Here is a 26,450-nt window from a genome sequence, read left to right as displayed (position 1 = left end):
CATTCATTGTCGTGGCTGATAAGCCATGGGAGTTTTGAACACATTATTAATGAATCTGCCTCCAGCGTTACAGCGGAAGCAGATCCAAGCTTCAATCAGGTGTTACCATATAATAGTGTTCCGCATACGATGGACCTGCAAAATAGGGTGGGTGTTGTTTCCCTTCTTTTGAGGTTTGATGTGATTGTTTAAAATGGTCTGAGTTCCTCCAGTTGTTGTAGCTTTCTTCATCTTTCCACTGAACCAACACGCCGTATGTATTTCCGCGTATAGGACGTAAAACACGGAGTGCTTGAAAACCAGGAGTCTGCTCAACAGACCCAGCCCGTTTTTTGAATTGATCTTCAAAAAGGGGGCGACCTTCGTCTGTAATTGGGATATTGTTCATAACAACATAGCCATTTTGCTGAAGTTCCCCTTTTTCTTCTACGATTTCATATGATCGAGCTGTTTGAAATAAGGAATTCTCATTACTTTCATAATAGGCAAGTGCACGTTCTTGATTTTGCATAAGTAAGATCGCTGTGTCAGAGTACTTTTCTTTCATTTTCATCATAAAGTCTAGTGTACCTGAGGTAATGTGTACGTTCATCGTCATAACCCCTCTCGAGCAAAATATATTCTCCCTATATTATGGTTTCAACACCACTTTAATGCAATCATCGTGTTTTTCATCAAAAATATCATAGCCATGCTGGGCCTGCTCCAAAGGTAAACGGTGTGTAATGATATCTGTCGGGTCAAATTCTTCTTTGACAATTTTATTGTAAAGGTCTGGAATAAAATGAATAATTGGTGCTTGCCCCATTTTCAGTGTAATGTTCCGTGCGAAAAAATCCCCTAACGGAAAGGCGTTGTATCTTGTCCCATAAACACCAACGATACTTACTATTCCACCTTTTCGGACCGCTTGACTCGCTAGCTGAATCGCACCCATCGAGCCTCCTTGCAGCTTGAGTGCAGTTTCGACTAATTCGGCTGCATTTTTTTTACCGTCCATACCTACACAATCTATTACCGCATCCGCACCACCACCAGTGATTTCTTTGATTATCGAGCCTAGATCTTTTTCAATGGAAAAATCAAACGTTTCCACTCTATTTGTCTTTCTAGCATGCTCTAATCTGTATTGCACATAGTCGACAGCGATGACACGTTCTGCACCTTTCATCCATGCAAATTTCTGTGCAAGCAATCCAACTGGACCACAGCCTAACACGACAACTGTATCCCCTTTTTTGACCTCCGCTTGCTCAATCCCCCAATAGGCTGTAGGGACAATGTCGGATAAAAAAAGTAGCTTCTCATCCTCTAGTTCACAATTTTCGGGAACGACAAAAGGGGTAAAATTTCCGTATGGGACGCGGAGCAATTCGGCCTGTCCGCCAGGGTAACCACCAAATGTACCTGAATAACCGAAGTATGCACCTGCTTCACCATTGGGATTGGATTGATCACATTGGCTTTCTAATTGATGTTGACAATAATAGCATTCACCACATGCAATTGTAAAAGGAACAATGACGCGATCCCCTTTCTTTACGCGTGTTACCTCTGAACCAATCTCTTCCACAATCCCCATCGGTTCATGACCAATAATATAGTCCTCAGGAAAATTGGGAACCATCCCATGAACGAGGTGTAAATCAGATCCACAGATAGCCGTGCTTGTTACACGAACAAGAATGTCATCTGGATTTTCAATTTTTGCATTTGCGACTTCTTTTACTTTTACATCCTTTATTCCTTGGAAGGTTACCGCTTTCATGTATTTTTCTCCTTTTTATTCGTAGTCCCTTATATGCTTTACATTTTTTGCAAGATTTATTTCAAAATGAAGAGCGAAGAAACGACAGGATCCGACTAAATTCCTACAATATCGTGACAGTTGGTTTTAATTGCTATACATAAAGGAAATAAATCGTTATAGTGATAAATGGATAATAAAATGGATAATACGTATTACACGAATAAAGGTGAATAAAAATGGCTAGAAAAATAAACGAAACGATATTAAAAGCTTTCAAAGGTGAAAAAACGGATTACACACCTGTGTGGTATATGCGTCAGGCCGGTCGGTCTCAAAAGGAATATCGCGAGCTAAAAGAAAAATACTCCCTGTTTGAGATTACCCATCAACCTGAACTATGTGCCTATGTGACACGGTTACCTGTAGAACAATACGGTGTAGATGCCGCTATTCTTTATAAAGATATTATGTCGCCATTACCAGCAATTGGTGTGGATGTGGAAATTCAAAAAGGAATTGGTCCTGTCATTCATAACCCAATAAAAAATGCACAGGACGTTGAAAAATTAGGGAAGATCAATCCAGAGTCGGACGTGCCCTATGTGCTCGACACGATTCGGTTGTTAACAGAAGAACAACTAGATGTCCCTTTAATTGGATTCAGCGGGGCTCCATTTACGATAGCAAGCTACATGGTGGAAGGGGGACCTTCAAAAAACTACCATAAGACAAAAGCGATGATGTACAATGATGAGGCTACTTGGTTTGCGTTAATGGATAAGCTGGCAGATATGGTGATCACTTATGTGAAAGCACAAATAAATGCTGGTGCTAAGGCGATTCAGATTTTTGATTCATGGGTTGGTGCTCTAAATGCGCCAGATTACCGAAAGTATATTAAACCAGTAATGACGCGAATTTTTACCGAGCTTAAAGATGAAGGCGTACCACTTATCCTATTTGGGGTTGGAGCACGCCATTTGGTGTTGGAATGGAACGACTTACCCGTTGACGTTTTAGGTCTGGATTGGCGTATGTCCATAAAAGAGGCACGTGAATTGGGGATCACCAAAACGTTACAGGGCAACTTAGATCCAGCTATACTTTTAGCTGACTGGGATATAATCGAACAACGCACAAAAGCAATATTGGATGAGGGAACAGAACAACAAAATCATGTGTTCAATCTCGGTCATGGTGTGACACCAGAGATAAAACCAGAAACCTTAAAAAAACTTACAGAGATTATTCATACTTATTCAAAAAAATGAAATGAAAAAGATGTAAGAGGTGTTAATTGTGGCAAAGAAAAAAGTAGGAATCCTTGTGATGGCGTACGGAACACCATACAAGGAAGAAGATATTGAACGTTATTATACAGACATTCGACATGGCAGAAAACCGACTCCAGAAATGCTGAAAGATTTGACGGAGAGATATAAAGCAATTGGCGGCATATCTCCACTTGCTAAAATCACCAAGCAACAGGCAGAGGCGCTTGAAGCACGTTTAAACGAGGTTCAGGATGAAGTGGAGTTTATTCATTACATCGGTTTGAAGCATATAGAGCCTTTTATCGAAGAAGCGGTAGAGCAAATGGCGAGAGATGGAATCGAGGAAGCTGTTTCGATCGTACTTGCTCCACACTACTCCACCTTTAGTGTTAAATCATATATTGGACGGGCTCAAGCAGAAGCAGATAAGCATGGTAAGCCTACTATTATGTCAGTTGAAAGCTGGTACGACGAGCCTGGGTTTATCGACTATTGGGCACAAGCAATTAACAAAGAATATGCAAAAATGAGTACGGGCGAAAAGGAAAGCGCCGTATTAATCGTTTCTGCCCATAGTTTGCCAGAAAAAATCTTGCAAAACGGTGATCCATATCCAGATCAACTAAAGCGAACAGCAGAACTCATTTCTGAAGCTACAGGTATTAAAAACTATGAGTTAGGCTGGCAAAGCGAGGGAAACACTCCAGATCCATGGTTAGGTCCAGATGTACAGGATTTAACGAGAGATTTGTATAACGAAAAAGGTTATCGTACCTTTGTTTATGCGCCAGTTGGTTTTGTGGCTGACCATTTGGAAGTGTTATATGACAATGATTATGAGTGCAAGGTGATTTGTGACGAACTTGGAGCAACTTATTATCGTCCGGAAATGCCCAATGTGGCCCCAGCATTTATTGACACGTTAGCCGAAGTAGTAGTGAAAAAATGGGAAAGTCTTGATAAAAATGACTGAGCATAAACAAATCGCAGTGATCGGTGGTGGCATCACTGGATTAGCTGCTGCTTTTTACCTTAAAAAAGAAATCACAGAAAAACAACTCCCTTATCAAGTGAACTTAATAGAAGAGAGTGACCGTTTAGGTGGAAAAATAAAAACGGAAAGTAAAAACGGATTCACGATCGAACGTGGTCCCGACTCCTTTTTAGCTCGAAAAGAATCCGCAGCCAAACTAGCAAAAGAGGTTGGATTAGAAGGGGAATTCATAAGAAATGGTACGGGACAATCTTATATTTTAGTAGGTGACAATCTGCATAAGATGCCAAAAGGTTCCTTTATGGGGGTTCCAACTCAAGTACGCCCATTTTTATTGTCTACTATTTTTTCTCCAAAAGGCAAATTGCGTGCTGGATTGGACTTTGTTTTACCTAAAAGCAAGCCAGTGGCAGATCAGTCTGTTGGTGGCTTTTTTCGACGGAGACTTGGAGATGAACTGGTTGAAAATTTAATTGAGCCATTATTGTCTGGCATTTATGCGAGCGATATCGATGACTTGAGTCTAATGGCAACTTTTCCGAATTTTTATAAGCTGGAGCAAGAGCATGGCAGTGTTGTGAGAGGCCTGCAGCGTACAATGCCGAAACTCAAAAAACAAAAAGCGAAAAAGACTGGCATGTTTTTATCGCTTGAAAATGGTCTGGAGTCATTAGTCGCAGCGGTGGAAGCCCAGCTTGGTGACGACACTGTAATGAAAGGAACTTCTGTTGATCATATTGAAAAAAAAGATCAAGGATACCATTTGCTTTTAGGAGAAGGCAAGGTGCACAAAGCAGATGCTGTTGTATTAGCAACCCCACACTTTGCTGCACAAAGAATGTTAAGTCAATACACATTTATGGAACCACTTAAAGAAATGGCTGCAACCTCTGTTGCAACGGTCGCGATGGCTTTTGACGCTTCGGCGATAAAAAAGGACATCGATGGTACAGGCTTTGTTGTTTCCAGAAACAGTGATTACCGGATCACTGCATGTACGTGGACACATAAGAAATGGCCATCAACGACTCCTGAGGGAAAAGTATTACTCCGCTGTTATGTTGGCCGTCCTGGAGACGAAGGTGTCGTTGATTTGTCTGATGAGGACATCGTTGCAATTGTACTGCATGATCTAAATAAAATAATGAACATTACCCAAGAACCAGAATTTTCCATTGTGTCTCGCTGGAAAAATGCAATGCCACAATATTCCGTCGGGCATAAACAGCGTCTAGCCCAAGTGCAAACCGATATAGATAAGCATTTGCCAGGTGTATTTATAGCAGGAAGCTCCTATGAAGGCATCGGTATACCAGATTGCATTGATCAAGGTGTGGAGACGGTCGAGAAGGTAATCCGTTATTTGAACAAATGAAGTAGGAGCTGGAGCGGACTGAGAGGCCGTTATTCGGCAAAAATCCGTGGTTTTGACAGGTTTAGCGGACTGAGAGGCCGTTAATTGCCTAGAATCCAGCCACCATTAGCCTATTTAGAGCAAATAACGGTATGTGAGTCCGCTTAACCGTGGAAATCAGGCTGTTTTCCGAAAATAAGGGCCTCTCAGTCCGCATTGAATTTTTTAGCGGACTGAGATGCCGTTATTCGGCAAAAATCCGTGGTTTTGACAGGTTTAGCGGACTGAGAGGCCGTTAATTGCTTAAAATCCAGCCATAAATAGCCCATTCCGAGCAAATAGCGTCCTGTGAGTCCGCTAAACTAAGAAAAACAGGCTATTTTCCGAAAATAAGGGTCTCTCAGTCCGCATCGAACTTTTAGCGGACTGAGAGGCCCTTATTTAGCAAAAAATCGTGGTATTGACGAGTTTAGCGGACTGAGAGGCCCTTATTTGGCAAAAATCCGTGGTTTTGCAAGGTTTAGCGGACTCAGAGACCCTTATTCGGCAATTAGAATTTCTCGTTTTTTACTCGATTTTATTTCAACAGTTGGTTCATGCTAAGTTTATCTGGCAGGATGATCGCAGCTGTCGCATACGTTTCCATAGCAATCCGCTTTTTCATGAATATCATTTCCACATTGTTGACACTTTTTACGAGGCAAGTTACGAAAGAACTCAAGAACGTTTTGCAAAAGATATCCCCTCCATGATGTTTTGTTATATCTATTGTAGTATAACAATAATAAAAAATCAATATACTGTTTTATAACAATTAAAAAATACTGGAAGAGGTGGTTGGAAATGAAATTAACAGTAATCGGTTACTGGGGTGCATACCCCGAGGCGGAAGCTGCTACATCAAGCTATTTATTGGAGAAAGATGGGTTTAGTTGTTTAATCGATTGTGGAAGCGGGGCTCTGTCACGTTTACAATTATATAAGAATGTGATGGATCTTGATGCTGTTATTTTGTCCCATTACCACAATGATCATGTAGCCGATGTTGGGGTGCTTCAGTATTTATTGCTCGTACAAAATACATTACATCAAACAGAGAGAATTTTACCAATATATGGCCATCGTGATGATGAACAACAATTCCAAAGTTTGTCACACCAATTTACAAAAGGGATTTCATATGATCCTAGCAATCCGTTAGAACTAGGGCCATTTCAATTTAGCTTTTTAAAAACGATTCATCCTGTTCCTTGCTATGGTATGCGTATTACAGATGGAGATCAAACCATTGTTTACACTGCTGACACAAGTTATCAGGAGGAATGGATTCCATTTAGCCAAGATACGGACTTACTGATTACAGACTGCAATTTTTATGAAAGCCAAGATGGAACAAAGGCAGGTCACATGAACAGTAGAGAGGGTGCAACCATTGCTGCAAAAGCAAATGTACAACAGCTATTGCTTAGTCACTTACCACACTTTGGTGAACATAAACAATTAATTAACGAAGCAAAAGCGTTTTACAGCGGGTCCGTCCAGCTTGCATACGAAGGGTTTGTTTGGAGTACATAACAAGCCCTTTTGTTGTTTATTCCATTTAATTTAACTACAATAAAAATAAGATAAAGGAGGAGAGTGACATTTATGAAATTTATCGATAATGAAGGAATTACAAACGCTAGTATAAATTTAGCAATTGAAGAATATGTGCTAAAAAACTTTGGAAAAGATGATACGTATTTGTTATTCTATGTGAACGAACCGTCCATTATAATTGGAAGAAACCAAAATACCATTGAAGAAATTAATACAAACTATGTCGATGAGAATGGAATTAATGTTGTTCGACGTTTGTCTGGGGGTGGTGCAGTCTACCACGATCTTGGTAATTTGAACTTTAGTTTTATTACGAAGGATGATGGGGATAGCTTCCATAACTTCGCGAAGTTCACAAAGCCAGTGACAGATGCATTGCATAAATTAGGCGTAAATGCTGAGCTCAAGGGCAGAAATGATATTGTGGTTGATGGCCGGAAAATTTCAGGGAATGCCCAGTTTTCTACTCGTGGTGTAATGTTCAGTCACGGTACACTTATGCTTGATTCTGAAATAGAAAATGTCGTATCAGCTTTAAATGTAAAGGCTGAAAAAATTAAGTCTAAAGGCATCAAATCGATCCGAAGTCGTGTCGCAAATATTTCGGAATTTCTGGAAGAAAAAATCTTAATGGATCAATTTAAAAACCTGCTTTTGCGCTACATTTTTGATGTAGAGGATGTAAAAGACGTGCCGACCTATAAGCTCACCGATCAGGACTGGAAAAATATCCACCAATTATCCAAAGAGCGTTATCAAAATTGGGACTGGAATTATGGGAAATCCCCGAAATTCAACATTCAGCAGTCGCATAAATTTGATGCAGGCTTAGTAGACGTTCGTTTGGATGTTAAAAATGGCACCATCGAGAACTGCAAAATATTTGGTGATTTCTTTGGTGTCGGAGAAGTGCGTGATATAGAAGAGAAGTTAATTGGTGTTCGGCATGAACGGAAAGTAGTGGAAGAAGCATTAGCTGACATTGATATTAAGCACTATCTTGGCAATATATCAAAGGAAGAATTTATCGATTTGATTTATTAAAATGCGTGTTCAAAAAGTCGGTAATTGAGAAGGTCTACTAATGTCGCCACGTCCTGTGGTAACGTCGACACTAGCACGTTCTGTGCATCGCCAAGCAGGTCGAGGCGGCGTTTATCATTTGGTGATTTTTTGAAGCCTCTTAAAAGAAGGTGTCTAATGGAGCATACCGCAATGCAGACACATTGTAATCCCTTGTTTTGATAGCAGCAGAACTGTTCCTATACTTGCCTAACGTTTCCTAATAATCTATAATTATAGTTGCACGGTAAATGAATGACTATTCATTCATAAAGGGAGGGGATGGAGAATGAATTTAGCTGATCAGCTGTCAGTGATTGCGAAAGAAAAGCCGAATAAGGTTGCATATGTATTTCATAATGCTGAAACGACGTATCAGGAATTGGAAGGAGCCGTAACCAAATTTGCCTCAAGCCTTAAAAAGCTTGGTTATGAAAAGGGGGACCATCTTGCATTGGTTACTGGTAACAGTCCACACTTTATCATTGGACTATATGGGGCAATAAGAATTGGGGTGACTGTCATTCCGATCAACCCTATCTACACACCAGATGAAATTGGCTACATTCTAAAAGATGGGGATGTCAAGGGCGTCATTACGATGGATTTGTTTGTTAAAAGCTTTGAAGGATTTGTGGACACAATTCCATCCATTGAGCACTACATCATCGTAGAAACTGGCGCTAATGACTTAACTGGTAGTTCAATATCCGACAAAATGCAATCGTTTTCACAGCTAGTTCAAGACGGGGAGTTGGAAAAGGATCGATTACAATTAAATGATCATGATGTAGCCGTCATTTTGTATACTTCAGGTACAACTGGCAAACCAAAAGGTGCTATGCTAACAAATAAAAATTTGTATTCCAATGCAAAGGATACAGCCGATTATTTAAATATTAACGAAGGAGATCGTGTCATTGCAGCCCTCCCGATGTTTCATGTTTTCTGTTTAACGGTTTCATTAAATGCACCATTAATGAACGGTGGAACGATCCTAATTGTGTCCAAATTTTCACCACAAGCCGTTTTCGAGATTGCTCGCAAACAGCAAGCTACTGTATTTGCGGGTGTTCCAACAATGTATAATTACTTGCTTCAAACACCAGGAGAACACGTGAAAGACCTAGAAACAATTCGTCTATGTATTTCTGGTGGAGCAGCAATGCCTGTAGCTCTACTTGAAAAATTTGAACAAAAATTTAATGTAACCGTTTCCGAGGGGTATGGCTTATCCGAAGCGTCTCCTGTAACATGCTTCAATCCACTGGATCGGCCGAGAAAACCAGGTTCTATTGGAACTAGTATCATGAATGTAGAGAATAAAGTGGTCGATGAACTTGGTGAAGAGCTTCCAGTAGGTGAGGTTGGAGAGCTCGTTGTTAAAGGACCAAACGTCATGACTGGGTATTATAAAATGCCAGAAGAAACAGCTGTTACGTTAAAGAACGGTTGGCTTTATACAGGAGACATGGCACGAATGGATGATGATGGCTATTTTTATATTGTCGATCGAAAAAAGGATATGATCCTTGTTGGGGGCTATAACGTCTATCCGCGTGAGGTGGAGGAGGTACTTTACAGTCACCCTGATATATCAGAGGTAGCAGTCGTTGGTTTACCAGATGCCGATACCGGGGAAGCAGTTGCTGGTTATATCGTAACAAAAAACAATGCCTTAACCGAACAAGACTTGAAAGCTTTTTGTCAAGAACGTCTGGCTAAGTATAAGGTACCACAGAAAATAGAATTTCTAGAAGAATTGCCAAAAAATACAACAGGCAAAATATTACGGAGAAACTTACGGGAAAAGGTTAATAAATAGACTAGTAATGCGTGTTCAAAAAGTCGGCAAATTAGAAGCAAGCAGGTCAAGGCGGCGTAGTTTTGAGGAGCGCAGTGTAGACATAACCTACATGAGCACTGGAAAAACAAGCCAACGAAGAGATGCGCAGCTTATCATTTGGTGACTTTTTGAACAACCTCTAGTAATAAGAAAGCTCCCTTGTCATACTATGGTGACAGGGGTTTTTTCTTTGTAAATTTGGAAATATGGAATAGATCATGCTACAGTTGCCATAGGGGTTGTGCGATAATTCAACAAAACTAATTTGACGACTTATGAACACGCGCTGGTTCATTAAAATATACCAAAAAAAGCAGATTACGAATCAAGGAGGAAGTAATGAAAAAGATTTTTGGACTGTATACCATTTACCTTGCCATCATCTGGAGCTATTTTTTATTCTTTTACCCACTTGAAACGTTTAGTAAATCGAACTATGCCGTTTTCGGACATGCAATGTTTTTCTCTACTTTTCCGCTTGAAATCCTGTTTTTATATAGTGTAATTAAAAAAAACGGCCACATTTTTTTGGCGAATTTCGTAGAGTCAAACGTAAAGAGGGTTTGGATTCAAACTTCCATATACTCTGGTCTACTTCTCCTTACATATACATTGGTAAAATTGCCATTCGATTTGGTGTGGTTTTGGATTACACGTCAGGAAGGAATTAGTAATCAACCTATTGGAGATTGGACGTATGAGTTAGGTCTTGATTTCCTCTTGATGTGGTTGGTATTTACTGTTGGATTAATCATTACTCGAGTCGTGATCAAAAAGTTTGCCAAAGCCTGGTGGTTGATACTCTGGTTAATCGCACTGCCAATTGCTATTTTTGTTGCTTATATTCAGCCAATATGGATCGACCCTTTATATGAAGATTTTGAGCCACTTGAGGAAAGTGCATTAAGGGACAAAATTGAAACATTAACAGAAGAGGTGGGCATAGAGGATGCTACACTTTTACAGGTGAATATGAGTGCGAAAACCTCGACCTATAATGCTTATGTAGCTGGAATTATGGGAAGTGCACGTATCGTACTTTGGGATACAACGATTAAAGGAATGACAGATGAGGAAATTTTGTTTATCTTGGCCCATGAAATAGGTCATTACGTAAAAAAACATGTCTACTTTGGTGTTGCGGGTTATATAATTCTTAGCTTCGTTTTGTTTTTCTTGACAGCAGTTATTTACGAGAGAATTTGGGGTAGACGAGTGCACACAAAAACATTCCGCAGTAAACATGACCTACGCGCAATTCCAACGTTATTACTAATCTTATCTATTCTTTTAATGCTAACGCAGCCAATCTCTTTGTATGTTTCAAGACAAATGGAACGATCTGCAGACACCTATGCAATTGAGAACACAAAGGAATTAGAGCCCGGAATTAGTGCATACAAAAAAATGGCATTACAATCAAAAAGTGATATTAGTCCATCCATTTGGATAGAGTGGATCCGCTACAGCCATCCAATGATTCAGAACAGGATTTTACAAGTTAGACAGGAGTTAGATCAACGAAAAAAATGACCTGTTCCATTGAGGTCATTTTTTCTTGGTTAACTTTGGAATAAATGTACATACTAAGAATTAAAAAGGAGGAAATCCAATAATGAAACGTGAAAATGAGCTTCTTGGAGAACTTGAGACATACACCTTACTGAATCCAGACTTTGGTGTCGATCCCAAAACAATTTTCCAAACAGAAAGAGATGATCGTCTGCAAAAAGGTGAAACATTGTGAACGGAAATTAAAATAGTGTTCTTAACATAATCAAAAAGTGTGATCTTCATTAAGGCATATTGAAGGAAAAGGAAAAAAGTTTACACTCGAAATGACAAATTTGCTAAAAATGAGGTGATTTGTCGAATTTTTTGAAAAATAAATAAAATAATTGTTCCTATTTCTTCTATAATCTGTTAAATTATATATAGGTCTTTCACTTTTTCATTTAACAACAATGGAAGGGACGTTCATATAACATGCTAAATGAAGCGAAAATTAAATACGAAGTTACACCATTAACGATTGCAATTATTGCAGAAGAAACTAGAAATGGCCATCCAACCGCTAGACTGATGGAAGACAATGACAGCTTTATCATCCATCAAACCCCTAGCAAGGTAATCGATCTTGCTTGTAAGTTTTTTGGTAGCAGCTTAAAAGGTAGGCAGGAAGGAACAAAGGACGTCTGCGGGATTACGCATAAAGCTCCGATCTCCATTGACCCCACAAGTGGGATGTATTTCTTTCCCACATCTTCACCACAGAGCCCCAACTGTTCCTGGATCTCGCACTCACATATTGATAACATTGAGCGAGAATCTCAGAACGCCACGCACATTTATTTTAAAAATGGAAAAAGTATTATTGTCAGCGTATCTTACGGATCAATATTGAATCAAGTGCAGCGCACAGCGCAATTTCGTTATCTTCTGGACAAGCGAATAAAGTACTTATGGAAAAATCAAGCCGATAGAGTTGCTGAACCTTTTTAAGTTGTGCAGATTCTAGTGGAGTAAAAGACAGAAAACAATTTCCAAATTGCTCTCATAACAAAAATATTAAAAATGAAAAGTGGTAGACCTTTATGTACATAGAAGATGAATCCAAGGCGGATTTGTCTTTTTTTTACCTCTCAATGACACTAATGAAGAGTTTAATTTCAAATAAATGTTTAAAAAGAATGTTTTTGTAAGAAAATAATGGATATGGAGCCTTTTTCATTTAGAAAGGAGAAATATAATGGAATCATCTCTATTAAGTAGTTTGTCTTCGTATCCGATATTAGGACTAGTAGCTACGATCATTATGATAATGATTGTCATTTCAATTGTGAAGTCCTTATTTCGATTGGCATCGATTCTTGTAATGGTTGGTCTGGTGTTGGTGCTCTTCTTTGGTTTTTCACCGAAGGAAGTTATGGATAAAGGTGCAAACTTGGCCGGGAGTGGATCAGAGTTAATCGACGGTAATGTGATACAACTATTATTCAACGCAATCCAAACGGAAGATTTTTTTATAAAAAAGGTTGGGGAAGATACGGTAATTGAAATCGAATCACTAGGTATTAACTACAATGTCAGTGATCTGCTTAATCAGCTTGGTGAAGCTAATCAACAGGACTTAAACCAAATAATTGAAGAGGAAAAAGGGGACTAAAAGTGGATGTGATCAAATGAGTTGATTCATTCATAATCAGTCCGCATATAACGAATAAGAGTCCACATATCATCGGTGAATCCGCATAAACATAAAAATGAACTGTAATAGCTTGTTTTGCCCTGAATCCTCCATCATCCATTTAAGAATGGTCAGATAAATGACAAACATGTATAGGCAAATTTTTGTGTTTACATTACAATTAAAATAGGAAAACTAATAAAGTGTGGTTCAAAACAATCAGCTGATGGTGAGAGGATTTTATACATATGTTCTTATTTAATATTGATCTATCTGACATAAAGCAGATGGTCGAAAACAATACATTTGATGAATTTCTACAGAGGCTTTTGGATACGTATGAAAGTTACGGTCCCATACCAGGTGTTGCCTTGCCTTTCATTGAAGCGTTATTGCCATTTTTGCCGCTTGTTGTGTTTGTAATGGCAAACTCTGCCGCATATGGCTTATTTGAGGGTTTTATATTATCATGGATTGGTGCGAGTGGAGGAGCAATTGTCGTATTTTTAATGGTTAAAAAGCTTGGAAATAAACGCCTGTTTCGCTTTATCAGGCGGAATAAACAGGTAACAAAAGTGACGACTTGGTTTGACAAACACGGATTTGGTCCTTTATTTCTTCTTATGTGCTTCCCGTTTTCACCCTCGGGGATCATAAATGTTGTCGCAGGATTATCGAAAATAAACATCTATCAATTTATATTAGCTGTTTTACTCGGGAAATCGGTGATGATTTTTACCATCTCCTATGTCGGTGCGAGCATAATGTCATTTGCGAAAAATCCAATGAGAACGATTGTAGTAGGGGCGGGTATATTGCTTTTTTGGATCGTTGGGAAGTTTATCGAAAAAAGACTGCACAAAAAGGCGAAAGCACAGGCTATTGTCGAACAAAAACATGGTTAAAAAAGGTTTCCAAGGGTAAAATGGATATAAGAGAATTTTCAAAAAGGGATTGATGGAGGAAACGCTATGTTACGAGGTTTTTGGAGAGTGATCCGTACTGTTTTATTTGCAATTATATTGGCCGTGCTTTTTCGTTCCTATTTGTTTGCAAGCTATGTAGTCGAAGGAAAATCAATGGAGCCTACACTTCATGATGGCAATTTATTAATGGTTAATAAATTCTTATATGATATACAAGACATAAATCGATTTGACGTGATCGTGTTCCGTGCAAATGAAAAGGAAGATTATGTAAAAAGAGTGATTGGATTACCTGGAGATCAATTATCTTATAAAAACGACCAATTATTTATCAATGGAAATAAAGTGAAAGAAGCCTATTTAGAGCCTTTTAAAAAACAGGTTGAAACACCGTTAACAAAGGATTTTACTTTAAAAGATGCTACAGGACTAACCGAAGTGCCAAAAGGCAAGTTGTTTGTTTTGGGGGATAATCGTAGGGAAAGCCTCGATAGCAGATATTTTGGTTTTGTTCCGATTGAGAATGTAGTTGGAAAGGTAGGCATTCGATATTGGCCTGTTTCTGAACTTGGTTTAACATTTGAATAATAGGATATGGGAACCTAACCCCATGTGCATAATTTTTCACATAAAGTAGATATTATAAACGATTATATTTCTAAATGGAGGAGATTTAATTGCGTATAATATCAGTTGTTACCTTTTGTTTGCTAGTATTAATTGGATGCAACAATAATGGTAACAATTTAGATCAAGCAGAGCCAAATAATGACAATCAAACTCCACAACAGGTCGACTTTGGACCAAATAATCAACAAGGTAACGACCGCTGGAATCAGTATGATAATCAAATGAATCCAAGACAGGGACAAAACTTTTTTCAAAACCCAAACACAAATCAATGGCAAAATAACGGAACAGCCGATCGCGATCAAGGAACCCAAACAGAACCTAATCGACAAACAGAATCAAATCAACAACAAACAGAACCTAATCAACAAACAGATAATGGTCAGAACAGTAATTCATTAAGTGAATTTCAATCAAAAGTTGTAACACTTACCAATCAAGAACGAGAACAAAAAGGATTACAGCCGCTAAAGTCCGATAAAGAGTTAACCAATGTAGCCCAAACGAAAGCAGAGGATATGGCGACAAACAATTATTTTTCCCATACGTCACCAACTTATGGATCACCATTTAATATGATGCAAGACTTTGGAATACAGTACACTACAGCAGCAGAAAATCTTGCGCAAGGTCAAAAGACACCGAAAGAAGTTGTTAATGGCTGGATGAATAGTCCAGGTCACCGTAAAAACATTTTAAACAAGGATGTTACTCATATAGGCATTGGCTTTGCAAAAGATGGAAATTACTGGACACAAATGTTTATAAAGAAATAAAACCATGTAGCACTATTCAAAAGAGTAGTGCTACTTTTAATTTTTTTAGAAGGATGAAGGATAAAAACATGATAAAATAGAAGTAGAGTGGGACAGCGGATAGGGTTCGCTGTCCCTTCCCTGGGACGAGTAACCTAATCTCACGTCCCTCAATAGAGGAGGATCGGAAATGGGATTACGATTTTTGTTTGGACAAGCAGGCGCAGGAAAAAGTGATCGATGTCTAGCTGAGATTGAAGACAAACTGCATAACAATCCGAATGGAGCGCCTATTTATTACATCGTTCCAGATCAGATGACATTTCAACAGGAATACTCCTTGCTAAAAAGAAAAAAAATCAACGGAAGTATCCGTGCACAGGTGTTTAGCTTTTCTAGATTAGCATGGCGAGTACTTCAAGAAACTGGTGGTAGCACAAGGAAGTTTATTAGCTCAACAGGTATTCAAATGATGCTAAGAAAAATAGCAGAAGAAAAGAAGCAGGATTGGAATGTTTTTCAAAAAGCAATGGAAAAACAAGGCTTTATTGAGCAATTAGAAGGTATGATTACAGAGTTTAAGCGTTACCGGATTACACCCGAAATGCTCCAAATGGAAATCGCACAGATGGATCGTTTTACACATAAACATCCTGGAGAAGTTGCGCTTCAGCATAAACTAGAGGATTTGAACTTTATTTACGAGAAGCTGATGGATGCCTTGAAGGATACATATATTGACAGCGAGGATCAGCTTCGATTGTTGGCTGATAAAATCGAAACAGCTGATTTTCTTTCTGACTCAGAAATCTATCTTGACGGATTCCATCGCTTTACCCCACAAGAGCTTGAAGTGGTTGAGGCATTATTAAAGAAAGTAAGGCAAGTAACGGTCACCTTAACAGTCGATGATCCGACTGGTGCACCTATATCGGAGTTGGATTTGTTTTGTCAAACGAAAGAGACGTATCAACAATTAACTTCAAGTGCAAAAGAATGCCAAATTACGATCGATGAAATGGTCCATCTCGATCAAGAATCAGGTCGTTTTGATGAAAGACCATATTTTGCACATCTAGAAAACTACTTTGACGTCCGACCATCACCCACCTTTGAAGGTGCTGTACCGATCCAATTAGCACAGGCGGTTCATCCCCGTGCAGAGGTCGAAGGTGCGGCTCAGGAAATTTTAAGACTTGTTAGAGAAGAACAATACCGATTTAAAGATATAGCCGTTTTGATTCGACAAACCGAACTATACCATGATTTGATCAAAACGGTATTTCAAGACTATGGGATACCAGTCTTTATCGACGAAAAAAGAACGATGATGAATCATCCTCTATTAGAACTGATTCGATCAGGGCTTGATGTTATCGAGGGGAATTGGCGCTATGATGCGGTTTTTAGAATGCTGAAAACAGGCTTTATCCCCATTACAGATAACAAATATCCACTTGACGTGGAAGCAATCGATGAGCTAGAAAACTATGTGCTTGAATACGGTATACGTTCAAAAGACCGCTGGTGTGGAGATAAACAATGGATTTTTCAACGATTTCGAGGATTTGATCAAGCTTCTCAAACAGATGAAGAGAAGGACATGCAACGAAAAATGAATCGCTACCGTTATCAGGTTGTCCGTGCATTTCAACCTTTCGAGCAACAGATGAGTAAAGCAAAGACGATTGCAGAAAAGTGTCAAGCTATCTATGAATGGCTTGAATCTCTTGGAGTTCCCAAACAACTAGAAAAGATTCGAAATGACTTGGATTCCCAGGGTCGGATCGAACACGGACGTGAACAAGAGCAAGTATGGAATGCAGTGATTCAATTGATGGACGAGATCGTGGAAATGGTAGGCGATGAGGAGATGACGTTACCCATTTTTCGATCAACATTAGAGTCGGGGTTTGAATCACTGAAATTTGCCCATGTTCCTCCTAGCATGGATCACGTTGTAACAGGAACGATTGACAGATCAAGGATCGGCGGAATTAAATGTGCATTTCTCTTGGGTGTAAATGATGGTGTGTGGCCGAAGAAGCCTGCTGGCGATGGGATGATCACAGAAGAAGAAAGAGAACTACTAGCCGAACATGGAATCAAACTTGCAGACGGTAGTAAGCGGCAGCTGTTAGATGATTGGTTTTATGTTTATTTAGCCTTCACAGCAGCGCAGGATCGCCTTTGGGTCAGCTATCCTTTAAGTGATGAAGAAGGAAAATCAAAATCCCCATCCCAGCTGATCAAACGAATACAAGATCTATTTCCTGCGTGCCAAGATCTATTACTCTTGCAGGACGCAGATGAAATGAAGGAAGCAGATCGCTTTATTTCAACGCCTATTAAAACAAGATCAGCGCTGACATCACAGCTAGCAAGAAATGCCAGGGGATATCCGGTCGATCCAATTTGGAATAATGTATTAAATTGGTATATCCAACACCATGCCAAATCTAGTACAACCTACACGATTCTACAAAGCTTATTTTATAAAAATGAACCAACATATCTTTCGAAAGAGACAACGGAGCAATTGTATCCAAAAGAAGTGAAAGCAAGTGTATCCCGTCTTGAAATGTATCACCGCTGCTCATATCAACACTTTGCTCGTTATAGTCTTGGGCTGGAAGAACGCCGAACATATAAACTCGATGCCCCAGACATTGGGCAACTTTTTCATGAGGCATTGAAGAAAATTACAGAATGGTTGCAAGCAGAGGGGAAAGATTATTCCCAAATGAACCAAGATCAGGCAAAGCAATATGCTAATAGAGCGGTAGAAAGTCTTGGGCCAATTTTGCAACATCAAATTTTGCATAGTTCAAACCGGTATCAATACATTCAACAAAAGTTGCAGGAAGTAATTGCTAGAGCTGCATATGTACTAAGTGAGCAAGCAAGGCAAAGTCAATTTTCAACCGTTGGATTGGAGCTAAGTTTTGGTCCGAATCAGGAATTGGCACCGATTAAGCTTAGTCTGCCAAATGGCTATGAACTCCAATTACGGGGACGTATTGATCGGGTTGACCGTGCGATTGATCAAGAACAATTATTTCTACGAATCATCGACTATAAGTCTAGCTCAAAGGGTTTAAATTTGTCCGAAGTTTATTACGGATTAGCATTGCAAATGTTGGCCTATTTAGATGTCGTACTGTCTCAATCAGAAAAATGGTTAGGCGAAAAGGCAACCCCTGCTGGTGTACTATATTTTCATGTTCATAATCCGATCTTATCAAAAAGCAAGAAGTTAACGGATATGGAAATCGAACAGGAGCTTTTTAAAAAATTTAAGATGCAAGGGTTACTTGTTGAAAATGAGCAGGTTATTCGCATGATGGATACAAGCCTAGACAGTGGTACAAGTAAAATCATACCTGCAGGCCTAAAGAAAAACGGGGAGCTTCGCAAGGGATCCAATACTGCACAAAGAGAGACTTTTCAACAGCTGCAAGGGTATATTCGTGAACTTATGGTCGGGGCAGGCATGGATATGACAAGTGGCAATGTCCATTTGAATCCATACCAACAAAAACAGCAAACAGCCTGTGCGTATTGTTCATTTCACTCGGTTTGTCAATTCGATGCATCATTAGTAGAAAATAACTTTCGTCGCTTAAAGGATTTGAAGGACGAGGAAGTCATTGAAGCAATCGTTCGAAGGGGGGACTCCTAATGGTAAGCTGGACAAAAGAACAAGAAGAAGCTATTCATACAAACGGCAGGGACATATTAGTTGCAGCCGCAGCTGGATCTGGAAAAACGGCTGTGTTAGTTGAACGGATTATTCAGAAACTATTAGACAAAAATAATCCGGTTGATATTGACTCCTTATTGGTCGTAACGTTCACTAATGCTGCAGCCCAAGAAATGCGACACCGAATTGGGCAAGCCATCGAGGCTGCATTGGAAAAAAACCCCACCTCAACCCATTTGAAAAAACAGTTATCTTTATTACAACGTGCTTCCATTTCGACCTTGCACGCCTTTTGCATGGAAGTCGTTCGGCGCCATGCGTATATGCTTGACTTAGATCCTGGTTTTCGAATTGCAGATGATATGGAAGCAGACATGATTCGACAAGAAGTGATGGAGGAGCTATTTGAACATTGGTATGGTAAGGTTGGGGAAGAACAAACGGCTTTCTTCTCAGTCGTGGATCGTTTTTCGAATGATCGAAGTGATTTGGAAGTCGAAGAACTAGTGATGAAGCTGTATGAATTTGCGATGCAAAAACCTTGGCCTGGACAGTGGCTCACCAATATGGCAACAATGTATGATATTCCAGAACAAGTGGAAGAAGCGGATTTAGAATGGTTAACCATTCTAAAAAGAGAAGTACAAAGTCAGCTAAACGCGATGGAGGCTGAAGCAATAAGTGCCCTCGATCTAACGAGAGAGAGCGATGGCCCCTACCATTATGCGGATGCAATCGACGCAGATTTACATTTGATCACAGAAGCAAAACGCTGCCTCCAACTGTCTTGGGATGACTTGCAAAAACTCTTTTTAGAAAGTAAGTTCCAGGCACTGTCGCGGAAAAAAGTGGATTGTTCAGAAGAAAAGAAAGACAAGTTGAAAGGCCTTAGAAATAGCTACAAAAAGCGCTGGAATGATTTGGCGGAAGATTGGTTTTCAAGAAGACTATCTTCTTATCTTGATGATATGCGGACACTGTACCCAACAGTAGAACAATTGATTGTGCTAGTAAAGGAATTTAAAGAAAAATATGCACAAGCTAAAAAAGAAAAGGCGATTGTTGATTTTTCTGATTTGGAGCATTTTTGTTTACAGGTTTTAGTAGATCCGTCGTCTGATTCATCACAAATTGTTCCCTCCTATGTTTCTACCGAATTCAGGAAAAAGTTCACCGAGGTTTTGGTGGACGAGTATCAGGACACAAACCTTGTACAGGAAACGTTATTGTCCTTGATTTCAAATAAAGACGGGGCAGGAAACATGTTTATGGTTGGGGATGTGAAGCAAAGTATTTATCGTTTTCGACATGCAGAACCGACGTTATTTTTAAACAAATACAAGGAATTTGCTGTGGCGGATCATCCAGGAAAACGGATCGACCTTGCTCGTAATTTTCGCAGTAGAACGCAGGTGTTAGCTGCTACCAACTATATTTTCAGACAGCTGTTAAATGAAGAAGTTGGCGAGATGAACTATGATGAAGACGCTGAGCTCATTTATGCAAATAAAATGTATGATGAACTGACAAATAGTGATACGGACGTTGAACTTGTTATTATCGACAGAGAAAGTAAGGAAGAAGAGCAAGATGATGCCAAAGAGGATGAAGATTTTCAGGATTTAGAAAAAGCTCAATTGGAAGCGCGCACCTATGCGCGTATGATCAAAAAGTGGATTGGTTATAAGGCTTCCCCTATGCAGGTAATCGATAAGGCAACGGGAGTACAGCGAGATGTCCGTTATCGAGATATCGTGATCCTGTTGCGTTCCATGACCTGGGCGCCAACGATTGTGGATGAATTAAAACAAGAAGGCATCCCTGTATATGCCGAACTGTCTACAGGATATTTAGAAGCAATTGAAATCAAAGTGATGTTGAGTTTGCTGAAGGTGATTGACAATCCGAAACAGGATATCCCACTTGCAGCGATTCTGCGATCACCAATAGTGGGTCTCAACGAAGAGGATCTTGCGCAAATTCGTTTAGCCAAAAGACGTGCCCCTTATCATGATGCACTGAAAGCATTTGTAGCGCAATCTAGTCATCCAAAAATAGCACGAATCGTTTCATTTCTGAATCAACTAAACGAGTGGCGATCAAGGGCGAGGCAGGGTGCATTGTCTGAATTAATTTGGCAAATCTATCGAGAGACAGGCTATTACGATTTCGTTGGAGGGATTCCAGGCGGGCGTCAGCGTCAGGCAAATTTAAGAGCACTTTATGATCGGGCTCGAAGCTATGAATCGACGTCATTTCGCGGATTGTTCCGCTTTTTACGATTTATTGAGCGGATGGAAGAACGAGGTGATGATCTTGGCGCGGCACGGGCACTTGGTGAACAAGAGGATGTCGTCCGGATGATGACGATTCATAAAAGTAAGGGATTAGAGTTCCCAGTCGTCATTTTAGGTGCAATGGATAAGCAGTTTAATCAACAGGACATAAAACAAAAATACTTGCTTCATAAAGATCTTGGTTTTGGAAGTAAATATATTGATCCAATAAAGCGGATCATGTACCCAACTCTTGCTTTTCATGCGTTAAAAAAAGAAAAACAGCGAGAACTACTAGCCGAAGAAATGCGCGTCCTATATGTTGCGTTAACCCGTGCTAAAGAAAAATTAGTGATGGTTGGGAATGTTGCGTCCTTTGAGAAAAAACAGGAGAAGTGGCAGCAGTTAATCGACCATCCAGAGTGGGTACTTCCTGCCCATTACCGATTAGAATCGAAAAGCTATTTAGATTGGATTGGCCCTGCTTTAATCCGTCATCACCAAAATGAAGTGTTGCGTGATGAAATAAAGGTAAGTGTTCGAGTGCCAGAGGAGATTCAAAACGATGTTTCTTCTTGGGATGTTCGATTGATGCATGGTAGTGCGCTTACTAGGCAAGAATCCCCTTTAGGTTCAAATAAAAGCAACCTAGAAAAAGCCATTCGGAATTGGGAGCCGTTACTCGATTTGGATCCTTCTCTTGATGAAGCTGTCGAGAAAAAACTGGCATATCAATATCCACATCCGAATGCTTCTACCTATCGAGCGAAACAATCTGTCACAGAATTAAAACGACAGCGAGAGTGGAAGGACGAATATAGTGGTGATCAATTGCTCGAAACGTATAAAGCACCAATTGGAAATCGCCCTCGTTTCATGCAAAAGGAGAAACGTCTAACTGCTGCTGAAAAAGGAAGTGCCATGCATGCTGTCATGCAGCACTTACCATTGACGAAGAAATTAACGACAATTGAGCTAGAAGAACACGTTCAAGGCATTGTAACAAAAGAAATAATCACACAAGAAGAAGCAGATACAGTTGATGTTGGTGCTATTAAACAATTTTTCCAAACAAATATTGGTGAACAATTGATTCAAGCTGTAACTATTTATCGAGAAGTGCCGTTTAGCTTAACACTTCCTGCAAATGAAGTATATGCCGAGTGGGACGACGACACAGATGAACGAGTACTGATTCAAGGTGTCATTGATTGTGCGATTCGTCATGAAGGTGGTTGGATTATTCTCGATTATAAAACAGATACCGTTCCATCGAAAGGCTCCGATGAGGACAAAGAAGTTACACTAAAAAAACGTTACGAGACACAGCTTGATCTCTACGCTACAGCAGTAGAAGAAATTTGGAAAGAACCAGTAGTGGGAAAATATTTATATTTTTTTGATGGTGGATTATTGATAGAATTGTAACGATACAAATTGTGCAAGAAAGGTGCCCTGAACGTTTTTCAGGGCACCTTTTCCATTATGCGTTTGCTGTAGTATTTTGGTCAGCTACATCGGGATCGGATACGTTTGTGGAATTCAAACCATTATTCGTACAAATGAAATCGCCAGTGTTAAAGGCACCAGAGCCAGAACTAGTCTTGGAAGCACTTTTTGGCGATAAATAAAAGCTATCACCAAAGTTTACGACCCCACCACCGACACTATTTATTTTAATCGGGCCAACTACTGATGGCATATTACACACCTTCTTTGTTGTAATTTGGTACAAAAAGATAAGGGTCTTAGGAGAAAATCAAATAAAGTGCATCTTTCTATATTTGAATGTCGAAGATCCCTTATTGAACATCCTCTTATTGTCCACTTTTTGAACATGCACTATACAAATAGTATATCGTCAAGCATTATTTTTGTTCATCCTTAAGGATGCGAATGTGCTTTAATCTAGCCTCAGCATCGATATGACCTAAAGAACCTACCTGAAAAATAGAAGAGGATGCTACTCCATATACATCGACCTTGTTGACACCTATAGCTGGTACATGATGCGTTGTATCCTCCTGCACGCGGATCGGATGATCATGATGCTCCGCGGGGGAACGGCTGAAAACGGGGTACTTGTTAAAATCATATTTGTTTTCTTCATTTATGAACACATTACCTTCCTTTTGAACGGCAATAATGTTTGAAACGGGAGAACTGTATGTTACATCACCAATGCCAACAATTGCACTGTTCGATGCAGCGATCACTTTTATACGATTAACGTTTGCAGTCCGTTTATGCATCGTCAACTTACTCCTTTGCATGACGTGAAAGAGGCACGACTGATCCAAAAATATAAGATTCAGGTGGCGTATCAAAAAATGACGTTAATTTTATCTCTTCACTATCTCCAATTAGAAAAACGGAAGAAGTGGAAACCCCAAGAATGCGTATATCTCCCACGTTCACATCCCAGTTATGGACTTCATGTTTTATCATTGTTCCTTCTCTCCTTTTTGCTGTTCTTGATTAAAAAATGCTTGTAGGGAATCGCGTATTTCCCCTTTTACTTGTTCTGTAACATAGTGGTACAACTCTGTTTCACTCATCCCCTTCTCTTTGGCAAGTCGTTCATAGTGAGCAATCCGTGTAGGCAGCTGTTTTCGAATGTCCTCTATTATCGTCTGGATAAACTGTGGGTCATTGGGCTTTTTCTGTGTGCGCATTTCTTGTTCTATCAGACTTGGTGCCTCATTTGATAAAAAACTGTCTACTTCTGAATAGGGTGACTGAGATGGTGATTGTGAAATAGGATATGGAGACAAGGCAGATTGCTGACCTAACGACATGTCCTCAACCTTTGATAAATCCTCGGGCGAAATTCCGATATGAAGGCTACCGTCCAATCGTTCGATTTTCAATTGATCAAAATTGTATTCTATTTTTTCAATTGTTGTTTGATTTGCTGTTTTTCTATCTTTTTCAATGGTACGAACGCGTTCTTCTAATGCCTTTATTCGTTCGTCTTGCTGCTGAAGATAACGATTCATTTGCGCAAGGTAATCGGACCATTGGTTCATGTAACTCAACTGAATGACTCCTCTCCTAGGCATTTTCCTTACAGAGGAAGTTCAAAAAGTCACCAAATGATAAGCGGCGCATCTCTTCGTTTGCTTGTTTTTCCGTTGCTCACGTATTAAAAGCATACGCTGCGCTACTCAAAACTGCGCCGCCTCGACCTGCTTGCTTCTGATTTGTTGACTTTTTGAACACGCACTTACAATACCTTATGCACCTAAATCTTTGTCTGTGTTATGACGGTCGGGCGAGAGGAACGAGGGGCTCTTCGGTTACTTCAGGTTCCGCCGGCTCTGCCGCTTCTGAAAAGCCTCCAGTATTGTATATATCTGATTGTGCTTGTATATTTCCTGCACTCCCAATTTGTAATACAGATGAATTGGTGACACTTCCAACCTTAAAAAAAGAGATGCAAATGGACCGATGTACCGTTAAATTCATTTGAAACACTCCCATGAGGATAAAGCGAACAATTTATTTTTTAAAAAATTCCATATTTCTATTCAATCACTTGATCTATAGTATCTTTATCACTTACTTGTATGGATGATTTATCAAGCTGTATTTGGATGTCATCTCCAGTATTAAAGGATCCGCCACCAGCAAATGTCTTTGCTTGACTATATGGATGCATCGCATACACATCTCCAATGTTGAAAATACTGGAAGTGGATAAAGTGAGCACTTTTACAGCTCCAACTACTGCAGGCATAATCCATCCTCCTTTTGTAGTAGTTTATGAAAGTTTTAAATGGGATGTTCATTTCATTTGTTATAATAATGAAAGAGGATCATTGCGTATAAAAGAAAGGTAGGACGTTAAATGAACGAAACGGGAACACCGGTGTTCGAACATCAAAGATTAGAATGGATCGATGCAGCGCGGGGGTTTGCAATTTTAGGAATTTTCATGGTAAATGTACCTGCTTTTAATGCGCCGTTTTTTTTGTACGGTGGAGAAGATGTGTATTGGTCTTCCACACTAGATCACCTTATTCAAAGTCTAATTGATATCTTTTTTCAGGCGAGTTTTTATACACTTTTTTCATTTCTGTTTGGCTTTGGCACACAAATTTTTGTTGAAAGATTAACAGAGAGAGGTTTACATGCACCTCGTTTATTATCTAGGAGATTGGTGATCTTAATTGGATTTGGTTTGATTCACGCTTTTATTCTATGGCACGGCGATATCTTGTTGTCTTATGGGTTGATCGGTTTACTATTATTGCTGTTTCTTAGACGGAAGGACAAGACTTTGGTGCTGTGGGGAATCAACTTACTTTTTATATCGACTGGATTGATCACGTGGAATTTATATTCGATTCGTGAACGATTAGGTAATTTCCAAGATAGAAATCGGATAGAGGAGGCATTCAACAACTATGGATCGGGCTCATTACTCGATATTTGGAGTCAAAATTATTCGGATTGGATCTATGTAAATGGTGGGTCTGGATATGTGTTTTTGACAGCAAGCTTATTACCGCTTTTTCTATTTGGTATGTACGTAGCACGCAAGAGATGGTTGCACCAAGTACAAGACCATTGGCAGTTCCTTAAAGGATCTTGGGTTGTGCTGTTACTCGTGTTTGTTGTGATGAAAATGGGGCCATATGTATTTGATAATCCAAGGTGGTTTGCATATGCGCAGGATAATATTGGAGGATCAGCGTCCGCACTTTTTTATATCGTAACGATTACGCTACTTTTCCATAAAGAACGCTTTAAGCGGTTGTTAAAGCCTCTTACGTATGTTGGTAGAATGTCATTATCTAATTATGTATTGCAATCAATCGTTTCATTTGGCTTATTTTATTCGATTGGATTTGGGCTATATGGTTCGATACCACCGATGAAAGGCGTCATTTTTGTTCTTTTCTTTTATAGCATGCAAGTAATTTGGAGTCGTTGGTGGTTGAAGGGGCACCAGTTTGGGCCACTGGAATGGGTGTGGAGAAGCCTTACGTACGATCGTAAGCAACCGTGGCAAAAGGTCATAAAACAACAGGAAGATTCTCATGCCTCAACATGAAAAAATGAGTCAGGTTTTACCAACAAAGGGTGCCT

At 39.6% G+C, this 26,450-nt stretch carries 25 protein-coding genes; 16 read left to right on the top strand and 9 right to left on the bottom strand.

From position 1 onward, the window contains the following. Positions 1 to 91 precede the first annotated feature (91 nt). Complete coding sequence (locus NC797_RS13980; protein WP_272437424.1) at positions 92 to 592, bottom strand: antibiotic biosynthesis monooxygenase family protein; 501 nt, start codon at positions 590 to 592, stop codon at positions 92 to 94. Positions 593 to 631: 39 nt separating this feature from the next. Further along, positions 632 to 1,768 carry a zinc-dependent alcohol dehydrogenase gene (locus NC797_RS13975; RefSeq protein ID WP_272437423.1) on the bottom strand — a complete coding sequence of 379 codons (1,137 nt, stop codon included), beginning with the start codon at positions 1,766 to 1,768 and terminating at the stop codon, positions 632 to 634. A 218-nt stretch (positions 1,769 to 1,986) separates the two neighbouring features. Between NC797_RS13975 and hemE the strand changes: the two genes are divergently transcribed. Genes hemE through hemY form a run of 3 tightly spaced genes read left to right on the top strand, consistent with a single transcriptional unit; the run spans position 1,987 to position 5,393 of the window. Further along, a complete protein-coding gene (hemE, locus tag NC797_RS13970; protein WP_272437422.1) occupies positions 1,987 to 3,021 on the top strand; it encodes a uroporphyrinogen decarboxylase in 1,035 nt (344 codons plus the stop codon). A 28-nt stretch (positions 3,022 to 3,049) separates the two neighbouring features. Further along, positions 3,050 to 3,997 (top strand): ferrochelatase, encoded by a 948-nt coding sequence (gene hemH, locus NC797_RS13965; RefSeq protein ID WP_272437421.1) that lies wholly within the window; start codon positions 3,050 to 3,052, stop codon positions 3,995 to 3,997. Continuing rightward, complete coding sequence (gene hemY / locus NC797_RS13960; protein WP_272437420.1) at positions 3,990 to 5,393, top strand: protoporphyrinogen oxidase; 1,404 nt, start codon at positions 3,990 to 3,992, stop codon at positions 5,391 to 5,393. Before hemH ends, hemY begins: the two co-directional genes overlap by 8 nt. A 584-nt stretch (positions 5,394 to 5,977) precedes the next feature. Here the strand turns inward: hemY and yhfH are convergent. Continuing rightward, positions 5,978 to 6,106, bottom strand: a complete 129-nt coding sequence (yhfH, locus tag NC797_RS13955) for a protein YhfH (protein WP_272437419.1) — start codon at positions 6,104 to 6,106, stop codon at positions 5,978 to 5,980. 109 nt (positions 6,107 to 6,215) lie between these two features. Between yhfH and NC797_RS13950 the strand changes: the two genes are divergently transcribed. From NC797_RS13950 to addA, 12 genes are all read left to right on the top strand, one after another. After that, positions 6,216 to 6,947 carry an MBL fold metallo-hydrolase gene (locus NC797_RS13950; protein WP_272437418.1) on the top strand — a complete coding sequence of 244 codons (732 nt, stop codon included), beginning with the start codon at positions 6,216 to 6,218 and terminating at the stop codon, positions 6,945 to 6,947. 72 nt (positions 6,948 to 7,019) lie between these two features. Further along, on the top strand, positions 7,020 to 8,015 hold the full coding sequence (locus tag NC797_RS13945; RefSeq protein WP_272437417.1) for a lipoate--protein ligase: 996 nt from the start codon (positions 7,020 to 7,022) through the stop codon (positions 8,013 to 8,015). A 307-nt stretch (positions 8,016 to 8,322) separates the two neighbouring features. Further along, positions 8,323 to 9,858: a fatty acid--CoA ligase family protein gene (locus NC797_RS13940; protein WP_272437416.1), complete on the top strand. Its 1,536-nt coding sequence runs from the start codon at positions 8,323 to 8,325 to the stop codon at positions 9,856 to 9,858. Between the two features lie 360 nt (positions 9,859 to 10,218). Further along, entirely contained in the window at positions 10,219 to 11,412 is a 1,194-nt protein-coding gene (locus tag NC797_RS13935) for a M48 family metallopeptidase (protein ID WP_272437414.1), read from the top strand. Between the two features lie 82 nt (positions 11,413 to 11,494). Then, positions 11,495 to 11,626: a hypothetical protein gene (locus tag NC797_RS13930; RefSeq protein WP_272437413.1), complete on the top strand. Its 132-nt coding sequence runs from the start codon at positions 11,495 to 11,497 to the stop codon at positions 11,624 to 11,626. A gap of 239 nt (positions 11,627 to 11,865) precedes the next feature. After that, on the top strand, positions 11,866 to 12,381 hold the full coding sequence (locus NC797_RS13925; RefSeq protein WP_272437412.1) for a competence protein ComK: 516 nt from the start codon (positions 11,866 to 11,868) through the stop codon (positions 12,379 to 12,381). A 247-nt stretch (positions 12,382 to 12,628) separates the two neighbouring features. Then, positions 12,629 to 13,045, top strand: a complete 417-nt coding sequence (locus NC797_RS13920) for a hypothetical protein (protein ID WP_272437411.1) — start codon at positions 12,629 to 12,631, stop codon at positions 13,043 to 13,045. 269 nt (positions 13,046 to 13,314) lie between these two features. Then, positions 13,315 to 13,971 (top strand): TVP38/TMEM64 family protein, encoded by a 657-nt coding sequence (locus NC797_RS13915; protein WP_272437410.1) that lies wholly within the window; start codon positions 13,315 to 13,317, stop codon positions 13,969 to 13,971. A gap of 66 nt (positions 13,972 to 14,037) precedes the next feature. Next, positions 14,038 to 14,580, top strand: a complete 543-nt coding sequence (gene lepB, locus NC797_RS13910) for a signal peptidase I (RefSeq protein ID WP_272437409.1) — start codon at positions 14,038 to 14,040, stop codon at positions 14,578 to 14,580. 89 nt (positions 14,581 to 14,669) lie between these two features. Continuing rightward, positions 14,670 to 15,398 (top strand): CAP domain-containing protein, encoded by a 729-nt coding sequence (locus tag NC797_RS13905; protein WP_272437408.1) that lies wholly within the window; start codon positions 14,670 to 14,672, stop codon positions 15,396 to 15,398. Positions 15,399 to 15,567: 169 nt separating this feature from the next. Next, the gene (gene addB, locus NC797_RS13900) at positions 15,568 to 19,059 is read left to right on the top strand and encodes a helicase-exonuclease AddAB subunit AddB (RefSeq protein WP_272437407.1); all 3,492 of its coding nucleotides are present in this window, start codon (positions 15,568 to 15,570) and stop codon (positions 19,057 to 19,059) included. After that, on the top strand, positions 19,059 to 22,784 hold the full coding sequence (gene addA / locus NC797_RS13895; RefSeq protein ID WP_272437406.1) for a helicase-exonuclease AddAB subunit AddA: 3,726 nt from the start codon (positions 19,059 to 19,061) through the stop codon (positions 22,782 to 22,784). The genes addB and addA overlap by 1 nt, the downstream gene beginning before the upstream one ends. Before the next feature lie 55 nt (positions 22,785 to 22,839). On the opposite strand, the gene NC797_RS13890 is transcribed toward addA, so the two are convergent. From NC797_RS13890 to NC797_RS13865, 6 genes are all read right to left on the bottom strand, one after another. Further along, positions 22,840 to 23,058: a spore germination protein gene (locus NC797_RS13890; RefSeq protein WP_272437405.1), complete on the bottom strand. Its 219-nt coding sequence runs from the start codon at positions 23,056 to 23,058 to the stop codon at positions 22,840 to 22,842. A gap of 166 nt (positions 23,059 to 23,224) precedes the next feature. Next, positions 23,225 to 23,608, bottom strand: a complete 384-nt coding sequence (locus tag NC797_RS13885; RefSeq protein WP_272437404.1) for a spore germination protein GerPE — start codon at positions 23,606 to 23,608, stop codon at positions 23,225 to 23,227. A 7-nt stretch (positions 23,609 to 23,615) separates the two neighbouring features. Further along, positions 23,616 to 23,804, bottom strand: coding sequence for a spore gernimation protein GerPD (locus NC797_RS13880; RefSeq protein WP_272437403.1), 189 nt, complete (start codon positions 23,802 to 23,804; stop codon positions 23,616 to 23,618). Further along, positions 23,801 to 24,385 (bottom strand): spore germination protein GerPC, encoded by a 585-nt coding sequence (gene gerPC, locus NC797_RS13875; protein WP_272437443.1) that lies wholly within the window; start codon positions 24,383 to 24,385, stop codon positions 23,801 to 23,803. The genes NC797_RS13880 and gerPC overlap by 4 nt, the downstream gene beginning before the upstream one ends. A 232-nt stretch (positions 24,386 to 24,617) precedes the next feature. Further along, complete coding sequence (locus NC797_RS13870; protein WP_272437402.1) at positions 24,618 to 24,824, bottom strand: spore germination protein GerPB; 207 nt, start codon at positions 24,822 to 24,824, stop codon at positions 24,618 to 24,620. 58 nt (positions 24,825 to 24,882) lie between these two features. Beyond that, positions 24,883 to 25,095, bottom strand: coding sequence for a spore germination protein (locus NC797_RS13865; RefSeq protein WP_272437401.1), 213 nt, complete (start codon positions 25,093 to 25,095; stop codon positions 24,883 to 24,885). 111 nt (positions 25,096 to 25,206) lie between these two features. On the opposite strand from NC797_RS13865, the gene NC797_RS13860 reads away from it, so the two are divergent. Continuing rightward, positions 25,207 to 26,415 (top strand): DUF418 domain-containing protein, encoded by a 1,209-nt coding sequence (locus NC797_RS13860; protein ID WP_272437400.1) that lies wholly within the window; start codon positions 25,207 to 25,209, stop codon positions 26,413 to 26,415. Positions 26,416 to 26,450 lie beyond the last annotated feature (35 nt).

Source organism: Terrihalobacillus insolitus (genome assembly GCF_028416575.1).
Lineage (GTDB): Bacteria > Bacillota > Bacilli > Bacillales > Amphibacillaceae > Terrihalobacillus > Terrihalobacillus insolitus.
This window is presented reverse-complemented; position numbering and strand designations above follow the sequence as displayed.